This is a genomic window from Rhodoferax sp., assembly GCF_028689305.1.
In the GTDB taxonomy this organism is placed as follows: Bacteria; Pseudomonadota; Gammaproteobacteria; order Burkholderiales; family Burkholderiaceae_C; genus Rhodoferax.
On the sequence record NZ_JAQTWM010000009.1, the window covers coordinates 1 to 15,634 of the forward strand.

The window sequence follows — 15,634 nt, forward strand, 5'->3', positions numbered from 1 at the left end:
AATCAACTTTCAGTTAAATCAACCACTTAACAAGCGCATCACCAGTGAAAGTCATTATAGGGGGCAAACCCGCTCCAGCCACCCCCGAGGTGAAAACCGTTTGTGTTGATGAGGATTCGGCCGGGCAGCGTGTCGACAATTTTCTGATGCGTCAGTTCAAGGGGGTCCCCAAAACCCACATTTACCGCATGATCCGTAGTGGAGAGGTGCGGGTCAACAAAGGCCGGGTTGCGGCCGATACCCGTCTCGAAACTGGGGATTTGGTGCGGCTGCCGCCGGTGCGTCTGTCCGAGCGGGTTGCTGAGAAAGAGCAGGCGATGGCTGACCGGGTGGCGCGCGGGGTCCCGGCGCGGGACTTCACGGTGTTGCTGGAAGACGAGTACCTGATGGCCTTGAACAAGCCGGCCGGAGTGGCCGTGCACGGTGGCTCGGGCGTGAGTTTTGGCGTGATTGAACAGCTGCGTATGGCGCGTCCCGCGGCCAAATTTCTGGAATTGGTGCACCGACTGGATCGGGAAACCAGCGGAATCTTGCTGGTGGCCAAAAAACGCAGTGCCCTGAAAGCCCTGCAGGACCAATTCCGTGAACGCCAGACCGGCAAAACCTACCTCGCGATGGTGCGCGGCCAATGGCCGGCCCGGCTCAAGGTCCTGGACAAGCCGCTGCACAAGTATTTGCTTGATGGCAACGAGGCCCAGGCCGGTGAGCGCCGGGTCAAGGTCGTGAGCCGGGATGATCCGAATGGCATGCCCTCGGTCACGCTGGTCAAGGTGTTGGCCTCTTCGCCGGATTATTCGCTGCTGGAGGTCACCATCAAGACTGGCCGCACGCACCAGATCCGGGTGCACTTGGCCAGTGAGGATCATCCGATCCTGGGGGACGACAAATACGGAGACTTTGAACTCAACAGGGCGCTGGCGCGTGCCGGTGCCCAGCCTGCTCTCAAACGCATGTTTTTGCATGCCTGGCGTCTGCAGCTCAATCACCCGGTGACCGGTGCGCGGCTGGAACTGCTGGCAGACCTGCCGCCGGAGCTGGCGCAATTTTCCGCGGCGGCCTTGCCGCAGCAACCTTCTGCCTGATACACCATGACCCGACGCCGCTTTGACCTGATTGCTTTTGACTGGGATGGCACCCTGTTTGACTCCACCGCCATCATTGCCCGCTGTATCCAGGCGGCGGTGCGCGATGTGGGTGGCCAAGAACCCACCTACGAGGCAGCTTCTTACGTGATTGGCATGGGCCTGATGCAGGCTCTGGCGCATGCCGCCCCCGATGTGCCTCAGGACCGCTACCCGTTGTTGGCGGATCGGTATCGACACCATTATTTTGCCATTCAGCATGAAATCAGCCTGTTTGACGGGGTGTTGCCCCTGTTGGCTGACCTGAAGGCGCGCGGTCACTTGCTGGCCGTGGCTACCGGCAAAAGTCGGCGTGGCTTGAATGAAGTTTTGAGCACGGTGGCGCTGGCGGGTGTGTTTGATGGCTCACGCACCGCCGATCAGACCGCTGGCAAGCCGGACCCCTTGATGTTGCGGGAACTGATGGCCGAATTTGATGTGCTGCCAGAGCGGGTGCTGATGATTGGCGACACCACCCATGATTTGCAGATGGCACGCAATGCCGGCTGCGCCAGTGTGGCGGTCAGTTATGGTGCTCATGAGCGTGAGGTGTTTGATGCCTTGCAACCCCGGTTTGTGGCCCATTCGGTCAGGCAGCTGCATGACTGGCTGCTGGTGAATGCCTGAATGGTCAGCCATGTCCGAGGCGGTTTTCCTTTGTGAGTCGGGTCAATTGCTGGACAGTGGCCGTGCCGTGCCATTTGAGGTGCGCTATTTCGGGCAGAGTTGCGCCGCCTTTGCCATCCGTTATCGGGGGCAGGTGTACGCTTATCTCAACCGCTGCTCACATGTGCCCATGGAGATGGATTACCAGCCCAATCAGTTTTTTGACACCAGCGGGCACTGGCTGATTTGTGCCACCCATGGTGCCATGTATGCGCCGCAGACGGGGCAATGCCGCATGGGGCCGTGTCGTGGCGCGCTGGTCCGTATTGAAGTCACGGAAGCCGGTGGCGCGGTGCACTGGCATACTTCCGATAAATTTCAACCCGACAACACTTTATGACCACGCCGCTCAATACCGATGATGACAGCCGGAAAACCTCTGAAAATGAGCCATCAAATCAGGGTCAGGCCCAGGTAGATCAAAAGAATGTTGCTCCTGAAAATATAGCTAACGGAGCACCTGGCAGCACCAGCTGGGAGCGGGTGACGCTGGAAAAGCTGGCGTTTGCAACGCTGCATGAACAACGTCTGGCGCGGCGCTGGCGGACGGCGTTCCGACTGGCTTGGCTGGGGGTGTTTGTGGCGCTGATCTGGCTGGGCTTCAGTGAAGGCGCTGGCAACAAGAATGTGACATCGCCGCACACGGCGGTGGTGGAAATCAAGGGCGAAATTGCTTCGGGGGCAGAAGCCAGTGCCGAGCTGGTGTTGTCGGCGGTGCGTGCAGCGTTGGAAGACTCTGGTGCCCAGGCCCTGGTGCTGCTGATCAATTCCCCGGGGGGCAGTCCGGTGCAGGCGGGCATCATCAACGACGAAATCCGGCGGCTGAAGGCCCTGCATCACAAACCGGTGTACGCCGTGGTGGAGGAATCCTGTGCTTCAGCAGCCTACTACATCGCCGTGTCGGCCGACAAGATCTTTGTTGACAAGGCCAGCATTGTGGGCAGCATTGGCGTGCTGATGGATGGTTTTGGTTTCACTGGCCTGATGGACAAACTCGGGGTGGAACGGCGGCTGATGACGGCGGGTGAAAACAAGGGTTTCCTGGACCCGTTCAGTCCGCAGACCGAGGCGCAGCGCGTCTACGCCCAATCCATGCTCAATCAGATTCACCGGCAGTTTATCGATGTGGTCAAGGCCGGACGTGGTCAGCGCCTGAAAGAGTCCCCGGAGATGTTCAGCGGCCTGTTCTGGACAGGTCAGCAGGCGGTTGAGATGGGGCTGGCTGACCAGTTGGGCAGCCTGGACTTTGTCGCGCGTGAGGTGGTCAAGGCCGAGGAACTCATTGACTACACCCGGCGTGACAACGTGGCGGAACGCCTGGTCAAGCGTTTTGGCGCGGCGATCGGCTCTGGTGCGGTGCAGGCGACCAAGTCTGCGGTGGTGCTGCGGTAAGGGCGGCGAGGTCAGGCCGCAGCAGGCGGCTCAGCGGCCAATGGCAAACACCGTGGGTGTGGCGTTGTCCAGCGGGTTGGGCTGGCGTTTCCAGTCTTTCACGCTGTGGCAGGCCAGCTGAGCACGTGTCAGGGTCAGCCCGCTGCTCAGGGACAGGCGGGTGTTGGGCTGCAGTGTCAGCAGCAGGGTTTGCAGCATGGCCAGATTGCGGTAGGGGGTTTCAATGAACAGTTGGGTTTGGCCACTGCGCTGGGCCAGGGTTTCCAGCTCACGAACGCGTTGGGCTCGCTCGGCCGGGTCCTGTGGCAGATAACCGACGAACGCAAAATTCTGGCCATTGAGGCCACTGGCCGCCAGCGCCAGCAACAATGACACCGGCCCGACCAGCGGCACCACGGCGATACCCAAATCGTGGGCGGCGCGCACCACCGACGAGCCTGGATCGGCCACCGCTGGCATACCGGCTTCACTGATCAGGCCCAGATCGTGTCCGTCGAGTGCGGCTTGCAGCAATGCTTGGGCATTGAAGGTGCCATGATGGTCGCCTTTTTTATGCACTTCGCGTGGCAATTCCACCAGTGACTGGGTCTGGATGCTTTGACTCAGGGGGACAATGTCATGAATCCGCTTGAGGTAGGCACGGGTGGATTTGGCGTTTTCACACACCCAGTGGGTCAGGCGGGCGGCCACCTGAAGTGTGCCCATGGGCAGCGTGGCCTGCAGATCCAAGGTTTCATCGCAACCAAAATCCAGCGGTGCCGGCACCAGGTAGAGCTTGCCTTTGGTGTGCTGTGGGGACGGACGCATGGTCATAAGACCCGAATGCCGGCGGCTTCGATCAGCCGGCAAGTGCGGATCAGTGGCAATCCCACCAGCGCCGTCGGGTCATCGTTGTCAATACGCTCCAGCAGGGCAATGCCCAGTCCTTCGCTTTTGGCGCTGCCGGCGCAGTCGTAGGGTCGCTCAGCCAGCAGGTAGGCTTCAATCTGGGCGTCGCTGAGATCACGGAACTTCACTTTCACCTGCGCCAGCTCGGTCTGGGTAAAGCCTGTTGCCAGGCAGACCACGGCCATGGCGGTCTGGAACACCACGGTTTTACCGCGCATGGCCTGCAATTGGGCGACGGCGCGGGTATGGGTGCCGGGTTTGCCCAGGGCCTGTCCGTCAAGATCGGCGACCTGGTCGGAGCCGATGACGACGGCGTTGGGGTACCGTTCGGCCACCGACCTGGCTTTGGCCAGTGCCAGTCGGCAGGCGATGTATTCCGGGGTCTCATTCGGCAGTGGGGTTTCGTCAACGTCGGAGGCCACGACGCTGAACGGCAAATGCAGCCGCTCCAGCAGTTGGCGCCGATAGGCCGAGGTGGAAGCCAGGATCAGGGGGCGTTGTTGCAATTGGGTCATATGGCGATTCTCTTACACTGCTCCCCATGAGTGAACATAAATCCCCCCCGAAACTGGATGTCAGGCATGCGGCCCAATCGTCGCTGCGTATGGAAGGTTATGATTTGCTATCAAATTATGAGCGATTGATGCAGGAAACACATGGGCTAGGTGGCGAAAATGTTGTCAATTGGACGGCGATGACCGAATGGCGCCCGAATCCATCTGGTCAACCGTTTGCCTGGCTTCACCTGACGGTGCAGACCTGTTTCCCACAGGTTTGCCAACGGTGCCTGACGCCGGTGGACATCACGGTGCAGATTGACCGGGAATTCCGTTTTGTCGAGAGCGAGGCGGTAGCTGAACAGCAGGATGACGAGTCCGAGGAAGATTTGCTGGTGGCGAGCCGTGAGTTTGATCTGGCGGGCCTGATTGAAGATGAGATCCTGATGGGCCTGCCGTTGGTGCCGCGGCACGACAACTGTCCGGTGAGGGTCAAATTGACGGCGGTGGACGAGCAGTTCGACCAAGCCGCTCAAAAACCGAATCCCTTCTCGGTCTTGTCGCAGCTCAAGGATAAGGATTCAGCCGAGTAGACGATCTATCGCCCGATCAGTTATACTCTGCAGTCTTTGCGCACAGCTGCTGTGTGCAGCTTCACAAACCCAATTTGCCGCGAACAAGGCGGCTCACAGTCTTTAGGAGCGGAACATGGCCGTCCAGCAAAACAAAAAGTCACCTTCGAAACGCGGTATGCACCGTTCACACAACGCTCTGGTTGTGCCAGGCATCGCCGTGGAATCCACCACCGGTGAAACGCATTTGCGTCACCACATCAGCCCGACCGGTTTTTACCGCGGTCGCAAAGTGCTCAAGACCAAGTCTGAAGCCTAAATCAGCTTAAGCATCCGGGCCCGAGGCTACCTTTGTGTGTAGCCTCGGGCCTTTGCTTTTGTGAGTCTCTTTTTGTCGTTTCTGTCCTTGATGCCTGCTGGTTGATTGCTTATTCATGATCACTATTGCTGTTGATTGCATGGGGGGTGACCATGGTCCCCGTGTTACCTTGCCTGCCTGTACGCACTTTCTGGATCAACATCCCGATGCGCGGCTGATCGTGGTGGGGCTGCCGGAAAGCATGCAGGCCTATAGCCATCCGCGTGCCACTGTGGTGTTGGCCAGCGAGGTAGTCACCATGGAAGATCCGCTTGAAGTGGCCTTGCGCCGTAAAAAAGACTCCTCAATGCGGGTGGCGATTGCCCAGGTCAAAGAGGGTGCCGCTCAAGCTGCTGTATCTGCTGGTAATACGGGTGCTTTGATGGCGATTTCGCGCTATCTTTTGAAAACACTCGACGGAATTGACCGCCCGGCGATTGCCGCGCAAATTCCGAATGCCAAAGGACTAGGGACCACGGTGCTGGACATGGGGGCCAATGTCGATTGCACCGCCGAACATCTGGTGCAGTTTGCGGTGATGGGCTCGGCACTGGTGTCGGTGCTGAGTGGCGATGAAAATCCGACGGTTGGCCTGCTCAATATCGGAGAAGAAGCTATCAAAGGCAACGAAGTCATCAAAAAAGCAGGTGAACTGCTGCGTATTGCTTCTAAAACAGGTGACCTCAATTTTTATGGCAATGTCGAGGGAAATGATATTTTCAAAGGCACGGCCGATATTGTGGTGTGTGATGGCTTTGTTGGCAATGTGGCACTCAAGGCCAGTGAAGGTCTGGCGAAGATGATTGTGGATTTCTTGAAAAAAGAATTTTCTTCGAATATTTTGACGAAATTGTCGGCAGTTATTGCTTATCCGGTTTTATCTGCGCTTAAAAAGCGGATGGATCATCGGCGTTACAACGGTGGCGCATTGTTGGGCCTGCGTGGTCTGGTGTTCAAGAGCCATGGTTCGGCGGATGAGCTGGCTTTTGGGGTGGCTTTGGCCCGGGCGTATGATGCGGCCCGAAATGATTTGTTGGAGCGGGTCCGGGTGCGTATCGCCCATGCGGCGCCGCTATTGGCTGCAGCCGATAGCCCGGTGTCACCTGAAGTCGCCGTATTGGGTTGAATGATGAATAAATATGCACGTATCACCGGCACCGGCAGTTACCTGCCGCCGCGCCGTCTCACCAATGCTGATCTGGTGAGTCAACTGGCCGCACAGGGTATCGAGACCAGCGATGAATGGATTGTCGAGCGCACGGGTATTCGGGCACGGCATTTTGCTGACGCGGGTATGACCAGCAGCGACATGGCTTTGGAGGCCGCCCAAAAGGCCTTGCAGGCCGCCGGGGTGGATGCGGCAGAAATCGACTTGATCATTGTGGGGACGTCCACACCGGACATGGTGTTCCCGTCCACGGCCACCATCCTGCAGGGCAAGCTGGGTACGCGGGGTGGCGCGGCGTTTGACGTGCAGGCTGTGTGCAGCGGGTTTATTTATGCACTGACCATTGCCGACGCCTTGATCAAGGCCGGGTCTGCCAGCAAGGCGCTGGTGATCGGCTCCGAGGTGTTTTCCCGCATTCTGGATTTCAAGGACCGCACCACCTGTGTGCTGTTTGGCGATGGTGCCGGCGCCGTGGTGCTGGAAGCCTCTGCCGAACCAGGCATTCTGGCCACGGATATTCACGCCGATGGCAAATACACCGACATTCTGTGTGTGCCAGGCCATGTGAATGGTGGTCAGATTCTGGGTCTGCCCCTGCTGCGCATGGACGGCCAGGCGGTGTTCAAGCTGGCGGTGGGGGTGCTGGACGAAACCGCTCGCACTGTATTGGCCAAGGCGGGCAAGACCGAGGCTGACATTGATTGGCTGATTCCCCATCAGGCCAACATCCGTATCATGCAAAGCACGGCGCGCAAGCTCAAACTGCCGATGGATAAAGTGGTCATCACGGTGGATCAGCATGGCAATACGTCAGCGGCGTCGATTCCGCTGGCGCTGGACGCGGCAGTGCGCAGCGGTCAGGTCAAGCCCGGCCACACCTTGCTGCTTGAGGGGGTTGGGGGGGGCTTTACCTGGGGGTCTGTACTTCTGAAAATGTAGCAATAATTGCTTGTTTTATGTGGGCTAGAGTCTTGTTTTGTCTATAAATATTCCAACATTCCATACCAAGAGATGAAACCGTTTGCTTTTGTATTTCCGGGTCAGGGGTCGCAATCCGTCGGCATGCTTGACGGTTGGGGTGATCATCCTCAGGTGCGTGCTGCCGTGGCCGAAGCGTCCGATGCGCTGGGCGAAGATGTGGGTCTGCTGATCAAGGAGGGGCCCAAGGAGGCGTTGGCCTTGACGACCAACACCCAGCCGGTGATGCTGGTGGCCGGCGTGGCGGCTTACCGGGTCTGGATGGCCGAGACCGGGGTGGCGCCGCAGGCGCTGGCCGGGCATTCTCTCGGTGAATATTCTGCGCTGGTGGCTGCCGGTGTGTTGACACTGTCGCAGGCTGCGCCGCTGGTGCGTTTCCGGGCCCAGGCGATGCAGGACGCGGTGCCGGTCGGACAGGGCGCCATGGCCGCCATCCTGGGCATGGAGGCCGCCAAGGTCACGGCAATTTGTGCTGAAGTGACGGCTACTTTTGGCCCGGATTCGCGCGAGGTGGTGGAGGCGGTCAACTTCAACGACCCTGGCCAGACGGTGATTGCCGGCTCCAAGGCCGCGGTGGAGCAGGCCTGTGCGGCACTCAAGGCGCAAGGTGCCAAGCGGGCCCTGCCGTTACCGGTGTCGGCACCGTTTCACTCCAGCCTGATGCAGCCGGCTGCGCTCAAACTCAAGGACAAGCTTGACGCCACCGAATTTGCCGCACCGAAAATCCCGGTCATCAACAACATCGATGTGGCGGTGGAGCAGGATCCGGCGCGTTTGCGTGATGCGTTGGTGCGCCAGGCATTTGGTCCGGTGCGCTGGGTGGAGTGTGTACAGGCGCTGGGTGTGCGGGGATTGTCGACGCTGGTCGAATGTGGCCCGGGCAAGGTGCTGGTCGGCATGACCAAACGTATTGCCCCCGAGATGCAGGGCCTGGCCCTGTATGACACGACCAGTCTGGCTGAAGTCAAGACCTACATTCTGGAGGCCTGAGCGACATGGGTGAAATCAAATTTGAAGGACAGGTGGCATTGGTGACCGGCGCCTCGCGCGGCATTGGTGCCGCCATTGCGCTGGAGTTGGCGCGTCGGGGCCTCAAGGTCATCGGCACCGCCACCACGGACGATGGCGCCGCCAAAATCAGCCAGAACCTGGCCGCTTTTGCCGGCTGCAGTGGCCGAACCCTGAACGTCAATGACGCGGCCGGGGCTGAAGCCCTGATTGACGGCGTTGTCAAGGAGTGTGGCGGCTTGCAGGTGCTGGTCAACAATGCGGGCATCACGCGTGACAACCTGGCCATGCGGATGAAAGACGATGAATGGGACGCGGTGCTGGACACCAACCTGAAGGCCGTGTTCCGGATGAGCCGCGCCGTCATGCGGACCATGATGAAACAGCGGTATGGCCGCATCATCAACATCACCTCGGTGGTCGGTGCTTCCGGCAACCCCGGGCAGGCCAATTACGCTGCAGCCAAGGCCGGCGTGGCGGGCATGACGCGGGCGCTGGCCCGTGAACTGGGATCGCGCAACATCACGGTCAACTGCGTGGCGCCAGGTTTCATTGAAACCGACATGACCGCCCAGTTGGCCGATGATCAGCAAAAAGCTTTGCTTGGCCAGATTCCGTTGGGGCATCTGGGCAAACCATCCGACATCGCCCACGCGGTGGCCTATCTGGCCTCGCCGCAGGCCGCCTATGTCACCGGTCAGGAACTGCACGTCAATGGCGGTATGTTCATGGCGTGATCGGTGTTTAAATCACTGGAATCAAGCCGCAGTGTCCGTTCGGCAGCCGGGTTGAAGAGACTTTTTCAAGCCCGGCTAAAATCACGGATCTTTTTACAACCCTTTGAGGGATCTCATGAGCGATATTGAAGCACGCGTTAAAAAAATCATTGCCGAACAACTCGGTGTTGAAGAGTCACAAGTGACCAATGAAAAGGCCTTTGTGGCTGATCTGGGCGCTGATTCCCTCGACACAGTTGAATTGGTGATGGCACTTGAAGACGAGTTTGGTATTGAAATCCCGGACGAAGATGCTGAAAAAATCACCACGGTGCAAAACGCTGTGGACTACGCCAATACGCACAAAAAGGCGTAAGGGTTGCAGGGCCGCTCCACCGAGCTGCCCGGCCTGATCAGGGGGCATGGTTTATGGACCACCATGAAGACCTGCTCACGGCACCACATTTCAAGATGGCGTCCCCTGGTGGGGCTGCTCTCTCCAGATTAATCACTGATTGTTCATCACCATGTCCCGTCGCCGCGTAGTTGTCACCGGTTTAGGTTGTATCAGTCCCGTTGGAAACTCGGTCGACGTGACCTGGGCCAATCTTTTGGCTGGTCAGGCCGGTGTTGGTCTGATCACCAAATTTGATGCCTCCTCTTTCAATTGCAAAATTGCGGGTGAGGTCAAGAATTTTGACGTGGAGGCCTATATGAGCGCCAAAGAAGCGCGCTCGATGGATGTCTTCATTCACTATGGTATTGCCGCTGCGGCACAGGCGGTGGCCGATGCCGGTTTATCCACTGGTGAGGCACTTGGTGAGGAAGAGGCGACCCGCATCGGTTGTGTGATTGGTTCCGGCATTGGTGGCCTGCCGATGATCGAGAGCACTTATGCTGAATACATGCAACGCGGCGCCCGACGGATTTCACCGTTTTTTGTCCCCTCAACCATCATCAACATGATCTCCGGTCATGTGTCTATCCGTTATGGTTTCAAAGGGCCGAATCTGGCGGTGGTCACGGCTTGCACCACGGGTTTGCACTGTATTGGCCAGGCTGGCCGGATGATCGAGTATGGTGACGCCGACGTGGTGGTCGCTGGTGGCGCCGAAGCCTCCGTGTCGGCCTTGGGGATTGGTGGTTTTGCCGCCATGCGGGCACTGAGTACCCGCAATGATGATCCCGCCACTGCCTCACGCCCGTGGGACAAAGACCGTGACGGGTTTGTACTGGGTGAAGGTGCGGGTGTCATGGTGCTGGAAGAATACGAACACGCCAAGGCCCGTGGCGCCAAAATCTATGCGGAACTTGCCGGTTTTGGCATGAGCGCCGACGCCGGTCACATGACGGCACCCAACATGGACGGCCCGCGCCGCGCCATCGTGAGCGCACTGCGCAATGCCGGCGTCAATGCCGATCAGGTGGACTATGTGAATGCCCACGGTACCTCCACACCGCTGGGTGACATCAATGAAACCAATGCGATCAAGGCCGCCCTGGGTGATCAGGCCAGGAAGGTTGTGGTCAATTCCACCAAGTCCATGACCGGCCACCTGCTCGGTGGTGCCGGCGGTCTGGAGTCGGTGGTGACGGTGCTGGCGCTGCATCATCAAAAGAGTCCGCCAACCACCAACATCTTCAACCAGGATCCCGAATGTGACCTGGATTACTGTGCCAACACGGCACGTGACATGAAGATAGACGTGGCCGTCAAGAACAACTTCGGCTTTGGTGGAACCAATGGTTCACTGGTTTTCAAACGGCTCTCCTGAGCCTGTCTGAAAACGGGTCAGTCCCGTTGCCATCGTTGCCCCAGTCATGCACCACGCCCCAGCGGTCAGTTATCCGGTGGGGCGTTCGCGCTTTCATGGCTTGCTGGTATGGGCTGTGATCATGGCGCTGGTTGCTGCGCTGACTGCCTGGACTCTCCAGGCCGACGCGGTGCTGGCGCGCCATGTCGTGGCGGCGGTGCTGGGGCTGCTGACAGCGGCCGGGGCGTTGCGGCAGTGGTGGCTCACACCGGTGGGCAACTTGACCTGGGATGGTCAGGACTGGCGCTGGACCTCCGGTGGTGACCCGCAGGTGGTTGATGTGGCAGTGGTGCTGGATGGTCAGAGCGCGCTGTTGTTGTGTTTGCGAACACCGCGCCAGCAACTCAGTCTGGTGTGGCCGGAGCGCCGGATGGCGCCACCGCGTTGGCTGGCTTTGCGCCGCGCCGTATTTGCCCGCCAATCCGCCCATTCGGGACGCGATGGCGAGCCGATGCCATCATGACGATTCTCCCCCCCTCTTCCGGCTTGGCCGAGACGCCGCCGCCCGATAGCGATACTTTGCTGGTGGAGCGCACGGTTGCCGGTGACCAACGTGCCTTTGAACTGCTGGTGATCAAGTACCAGCGCCGGGTCGAGCGGCTGATTGGCCGCATGGTGCGGGATGTGGATCTGGTGGAAGACATTGCCCAAGAGACCTTCATCCGTGCCTATCGGGCGCTGCACCAGTTTCGCGGCGATGCCCAGTTCTACACCTGGCTGTACCGCATTGCCGTCAATACCGCCAAGAAGTTTTTGCTGGAACTCAAGCGTGATCCAACGGTTTCTGACAGCGCTTTGGCGTCCAAAGACGATGACGATGAAACTTTCCGGCCCAGAAACGAACCAAGCACAGACGAGTCACCCGAGACCGTGATGGCCGCCAAGGAGATCGGGCAGGCGGTGAATGCCGCGCTGGCCGCCCTGCCGGAGGATTTGCGCCAGGCCATTACCCTGCGCGAGATTGACGGCTTGAGTTATGAGGACATTGCCGAGGTCATGAATTGCCCGATTGGTACGGTCAGGTCGCGGATCTTTCGGGCGCGCGAGGCGGTGTCGGCCAAAGTCCGCCCCTTGCTGGATAAACAGACGGGCAAACGTTGGTGAGGTGGGTGGTTCGTGGGGACATCAATGAAATGTTGGATGGAATGTGATGGAGGCAAAGTGGACCATGTCTGACAAGCTGCAGCCTAACGCCGAGCTGGTTTCCGCGTTGCTGGATGGTGAACTGCATGGGCAGGAGTTCGTTCGTGCGGTGGATTATCTGGGTGACTCCGAGGCGGCTCAGGCTGACTGGGATACCTACCATCTGGTGGGTGAACTGATGCGTGCCCCAAGCACCCCGGCGCAATCCCATGACCCGGTGTTCCTCCAGCGGCTACGTCGCGAGATAAACTCATTTGCTATTGAAAGTATAGCTAATGAGGCATATGGAAAGCGGGATGAAGGTCAAAATCGTTCACAAGAGCCAGCCGCCAACGATGCCTGGTGGCGACGTGTGGCGGGCCTGGCTTCGGTGGCGCTGGTGGGGGTGCTGGCGTGGCAGGGCTATGTTTTGCTGGCTGCTGATGGCGTCACGGGCAGTGGTGCCCAATTGGCGCAACGTCCGGTTCAGCCGCTGGTTGAGACCGCGCAACTGGCCCAGGGTGATGCGTCAGCCGTGATGATCCGTGACCCGCAACTTGACGCCTTGCTGGCAGCACACCGTCAGCTCGGGGGGGCCACGGCCCTGCAGACCCCCTCGGGTTTTTTGCGCAATGCCACTTTTAATGAGGGTGGCCGTTGAAGCGCACGATTAGCTTGGTGCTGCTGGTGCTGGGGGCACTGGCCAATGGCCTCGCCGCAGCCGAATCATCCAGCCTACCCGGTGGGGTCGCCGCCAGTGTGGAGCAATGGCTGATGCGCGGGCACGAGGCTGCCTGCCAGCGTGCCTACGTTGGCACTTTTGTGGTGACGACCGGGAACTACATGTCGTCCTCGCGCATCTGGCATGCAGGGGAAGGGCAGCAACAGATGGAGCGGGTGGATGCCCTGACTGGTCCACCGCGGTCCACGTTTCGGCACAACGACGAAGTGGTCACCTTCCTGCCTGATCGCCGCATCGTGGTTCAGGAGACACGGGAGGCGCTTGGGCTGTTTCCCAATTTGTTGAACCGGGCTGACGCGGCGGTGGCCCGGTTTTACCGTTTGAGCGCCGTTGGCCAGGGGCGTGTGGCTGGACTGGAGGCTGACATCGTTCAGTTGACTCCGGTTGACGCTTTGCGTTTTGGTTACCAAATCTGGTCGGAGCAAAAAACCGGCCTGGTGCTCAAGCTGCAGACCCTGGATGGCAACGGCCGGATACTGGAGCAGGCGGCTTTTTCTGAGTTGCAGCTGGATGCGCCGGTAAACATGGCCGATTTGAAAGCTTCCATGGGTAACACCCAGGGATATCGGGTGCGCACCCCGAACCTGGTGCGCACCACGGTAGAGCAGGAAGGCTGGACCTGGAGCGCCAGTGTGCCTGGTTTTCAGCCCCTGCGTTGTTACAAGCGTGTGCAGGGCGCCGCGCCGGCGGCAGGGCAGCTCCCTTTGCAATGCATCTTCTCGGATGGACTGGCTTCGGTGTCCCTATTTGTTGAACCATTTGACCCATCCCGGCATCTCAGGCTGGTCACTCACGGGCAACAGCCCATGGGCGCCACCCACATGCGGGTGCGCCAGCTTGGCAACTGGTGGCTGACCGCAGTGGGTGAGGTGCCGCCACAGACGCTGACAGCGTTTGTGCAGGCTCTTGAGAGAAAGAAATGAAACGCCATATGGCTTTTTTTGTTGACTGAAAGGTTGAACATGATTCGATTCAATTGGAAACGCTGGTCTGCTGTTACCCTCAGTGGGGTACTGCTGGGCACGGCTGTGACCACCCTGGTGCCAACCTCTGCTGCCTGGGCTCAGGCGCGTGCCTTGCCTGACTTTGCCGACCTGGTGGAGCAGGCCAGTCCCTCGGTGGTGAATATCCGTACCCTGGAAAAAATCAGCCCCAGACAGGGGCCGGGTGGTCAGATGGACCCTGACATGTTGGAGTTTTTCCGGCGCTTTGGCCTGCCCATGCCCAATGTCCCGCGCCAGACGCCACCGCGCAATCATGGCCAGCCGCAGGACGAAGAGCAGCCGCGTGGTGTGGGTTCGGGTTTTATCCTGACCGCAGACGGCATGATCATGACCAATGCCCATGTGGTGGACGGCGCGGATGAAGTGATCGTCACGCTGACGGACAAACGCGAATTCAAGGCCAAGATCATCGGCGCTGACAAGCGCAGCGATGTGGCGGTGGTCAAGATCGAAGCCACCGGCCTGCCGGCCGTCAAGGTGGGTGATGTTGGTCGCCTGCGCGTTGGTGAATGGGTCGTCGCCATTGGCTCGCCGTTTGGCCTGGAGAACACCGTCACCGCTGGTATCGTGAGCGCCAAACAGCGTGACACCGGGGACTACCTGCCGTTCATCCAGACCGATGTAGCCATCAATCCGGGTAACTCGGGGGGACCGCTGCTCAACATGCGTGGAGAAGTGGTCGGTATCAACAGCCAGATTTACTCGCGTTCGGGGGGCTCCATGGGCATCTCGTTTGCCATCCCGATGGATGAAGCCGTCCGGGTGAGCGAGCAGCTGCGTGCCAATGGCCGCGTGACGCGTGGCCGCATCGGTGTGCAGATTGACCAGGTGACCAAGGAGGTGGCCGAATCGATTGGTCTGGGTAAACCTCAAGGGGCGCTGGTGCGGGCGGTGGAGGCGGGTGCGCCTGCGGACAAGGCCGGGGTCGAAGCGGGTGACATCATCATCAAGTTTGATGGCAAGCCAGTTGAAAAATCGTCTGATCTGCCGCGCATGGTGGGCAGCACCAAACCCGGGACCAAGAGCAAGTTGACGGTCTTCCGCCGCGGCTCGACCAAGGAGCTCAATGTGGTGATCGCCGAGATCGAGCCCGACAAACCTCTGGTGAAAACCACGGACAAACCCGGCAAATCGCCCAAAACCAGTGCGGCGCAAAGTATCGGCCTGGTGGTCAGTGACCTGAATGAGACTGCGCGCAAGGAACTCCAGGTCAAAGGCGGCGTGCAGGTCGACAGTGCGGCCGATGCCGCCGCGCGTGCTGGCCTGCGCGAGGGGGATGTCATCATGGCGGTGGCCAATACCGCAGTGGCCAACGTCAAGGACTTTGAAACCGTGGTGGCCGGCCTGGACAAGAGCAAACCGATCAATGTGCTGTTTCGGCGTGGTGAATGGTCGCAATACACGGTGATTCGCCCCAGCAAATGAGGGGTGCTCCGGTGAACAATTGTGGATAAGTTGTGTAAAAAATCGCTCTCCATGATGGCTTGATGGGTGTAAATTGGGCTGGTAGCGGCTTGTGAGTCCTTTTTACTTACAATACGTCCCCAGCTTTCGCAGTTGCCAAAAGAGAGTTGGTTCAGGGCGCGTT

Annotated in this window: 19 protein-coding genes; 17 read left to right on the forward strand and 2 right to left on the reverse strand. The window is 59.4% G+C overall.

Features of this window, described 5'->3' with window-relative positions:
- The first annotated feature begins 44 nt into the window (after positions 1 to 44).
- Genes PHW99_RS03285 through PHW99_RS03300 form a run of 4 tightly spaced genes read left to right on the forward strand, consistent with a single transcriptional unit; the run spans position 45 to position 3,179 of the window.
- Complete coding sequence (locus PHW99_RS03285) at positions 45 to 1,082, forward strand: RluA family pseudouridine synthase (protein ID WP_300173779.1); 1,038 nt, start codon at positions 45 to 47, stop codon at positions 1,080 to 1,082.
- A gap of 6 nt (positions 1,083 to 1,088) precedes the next feature.
- A complete protein-coding gene (locus PHW99_RS03290; RefSeq protein ID WP_300173781.1) occupies positions 1,089 to 1,748 on the forward strand; it encodes an HAD-IA family hydrolase in 660 nt (219 codons plus the stop codon).
- A gap of 10 nt (positions 1,749 to 1,758) precedes the next feature.
- Positions 1,759 to 2,127, forward strand: coding sequence for a Rieske 2Fe-2S domain-containing protein (locus PHW99_RS03295; protein WP_300173887.1), 369 nt, complete (start codon positions 1,759 to 1,761; stop codon positions 2,125 to 2,127).
- Positions 2,124 to 3,179, forward strand: coding sequence for a S49 family peptidase (locus tag PHW99_RS03300; RefSeq protein ID WP_300173783.1), 1,056 nt, complete (start codon positions 2,124 to 2,126; stop codon positions 3,177 to 3,179). Before PHW99_RS03295 ends, PHW99_RS03300 begins: the two co-directional genes overlap by 4 nt.
- Before the next feature lie 30 nt (positions 3,180 to 3,209).
- Here PHW99_RS03300 and PHW99_RS03305 read toward each other — a convergent pair whose 3' ends face one another.
- Both PHW99_RS03305 and PHW99_RS03310 read right to left on the reverse strand, forming a co-directional pair.
- The gene (locus tag PHW99_RS03305) at positions 3,210 to 3,992 is read right to left on the reverse strand and encodes an SAM-dependent methyltransferase (RefSeq protein WP_300173785.1); all 783 of its coding nucleotides are present in this window, start codon (positions 3,990 to 3,992) and stop codon (positions 3,210 to 3,212) included.
- Positions 3,989 to 4,582: a Maf family nucleotide pyrophosphatase gene (locus tag PHW99_RS03310; protein ID WP_300173787.1), complete on the reverse strand. Its 594-nt coding sequence runs from the start codon at positions 4,580 to 4,582 to the stop codon at positions 3,989 to 3,991. The genes PHW99_RS03305 and PHW99_RS03310 overlap by 4 nt, the downstream gene beginning before the upstream one ends.
- A 26-nt stretch (positions 4,583 to 4,608) precedes the next feature.
- On the opposite strand from PHW99_RS03310, the gene PHW99_RS03315 reads away from it, so the two are divergent.
- The 13 genes from PHW99_RS03315 (at position 4,609) to PHW99_RS03375 (ending at position 15,471) form a co-directional block, all read left to right on the forward strand.
- Positions 4,609 to 5,157 carry a YceD family protein gene (locus PHW99_RS03315; protein WP_300173789.1) on the forward strand — a complete coding sequence of 183 codons (549 nt, stop codon included), beginning with the start codon at positions 4,609 to 4,611 and terminating at the stop codon, positions 5,155 to 5,157.
- A 115-nt stretch (positions 5,158 to 5,272) separates the two neighbouring features.
- A complete protein-coding gene (gene rpmF, locus PHW99_RS03320; protein WP_105259923.1) occupies positions 5,273 to 5,455 on the forward strand; it encodes a 50S ribosomal protein L32 in 183 nt (60 codons plus the stop codon).
- Between the two features lie 115 nt (positions 5,456 to 5,570).
- On the forward strand, positions 5,571 to 6,620 hold the full coding sequence (plsX, locus tag PHW99_RS03325; RefSeq protein WP_300173790.1) for a phosphate acyltransferase PlsX: 1,050 nt from the start codon (positions 5,571 to 5,573) through the stop codon (positions 6,618 to 6,620).
- Positions 6,621 to 6,623: 3 nt separating this feature from the next.
- Positions 6,624 to 7,601 carry a beta-ketoacyl-ACP synthase III gene (locus PHW99_RS03330; RefSeq protein WP_300173791.1) on the forward strand — a complete coding sequence of 326 codons (978 nt, stop codon included), beginning with the start codon at positions 6,624 to 6,626 and terminating at the stop codon, positions 7,599 to 7,601.
- Positions 7,602 to 7,673: 72 nt separating this feature from the next.
- Positions 7,674 to 8,630 (forward strand): ACP S-malonyltransferase, encoded by a 957-nt coding sequence (gene fabD, locus PHW99_RS03335; protein WP_300173792.1) that lies wholly within the window; start codon positions 7,674 to 7,676, stop codon positions 8,628 to 8,630.
- A gap of 5 nt (positions 8,631 to 8,635) precedes the next feature.
- On the forward strand, positions 8,636 to 9,385 hold the full coding sequence (gene fabG, locus PHW99_RS03340; protein WP_300173793.1) for a 3-oxoacyl-ACP reductase FabG: 750 nt from the start codon (positions 8,636 to 8,638) through the stop codon (positions 9,383 to 9,385).
- Between the two features lie 115 nt (positions 9,386 to 9,500).
- Entirely contained in the window at positions 9,501 to 9,740 is a 240-nt protein-coding gene (gene acpP / locus PHW99_RS03345; RefSeq protein ID WP_300087285.1) for an acyl carrier protein, read from the forward strand.
- Positions 9,741 to 9,891: 151 nt separating this feature from the next.
- Positions 9,892 to 11,139, forward strand: coding sequence for a beta-ketoacyl-ACP synthase II (fabF, locus tag PHW99_RS03350; protein WP_300173794.1), 1,248 nt, complete (start codon positions 9,892 to 9,894; stop codon positions 11,137 to 11,139).
- A gap of 46 nt (positions 11,140 to 11,185) precedes the next feature.
- Positions 11,186 to 11,641, forward strand: coding sequence for a hypothetical protein (locus PHW99_RS03355; RefSeq protein WP_300173795.1), 456 nt, complete (start codon positions 11,186 to 11,188; stop codon positions 11,639 to 11,641).
- Positions 11,638 to 12,282 (forward strand): RNA polymerase sigma factor RpoE, encoded by a 645-nt coding sequence (gene rpoE, locus PHW99_RS03360; protein WP_300173796.1) that lies wholly within the window; start codon positions 11,638 to 11,640, stop codon positions 12,280 to 12,282. The genes PHW99_RS03355 and rpoE overlap by 4 nt, the downstream gene beginning before the upstream one ends.
- Positions 12,283 to 12,346: 64 nt before the next feature.
- Positions 12,347 to 12,961 carry a sigma-E factor negative regulatory protein gene (locus PHW99_RS03365; RefSeq protein ID WP_300173797.1) on the forward strand — a complete coding sequence of 205 codons (615 nt, stop codon included), beginning with the start codon at positions 12,347 to 12,349 and terminating at the stop codon, positions 12,959 to 12,961.
- Positions 12,958 to 13,965, forward strand: a complete 1,008-nt coding sequence (locus PHW99_RS03370; protein WP_300173798.1) for a MucB/RseB C-terminal domain-containing protein — start codon at positions 12,958 to 12,960, stop codon at positions 13,963 to 13,965. The genes PHW99_RS03365 and PHW99_RS03370 overlap by 4 nt, the downstream gene beginning before the upstream one ends.
- 39 nt (positions 13,966 to 14,004) lie before the next feature.
- Positions 14,005 to 15,471, forward strand: coding sequence for a DegQ family serine endoprotease (locus tag PHW99_RS03375; protein WP_300173800.1), 1,467 nt, complete (start codon positions 14,005 to 14,007; stop codon positions 15,469 to 15,471).
- Positions 15,472 to 15,634: the final 163 nt, after the last annotated feature.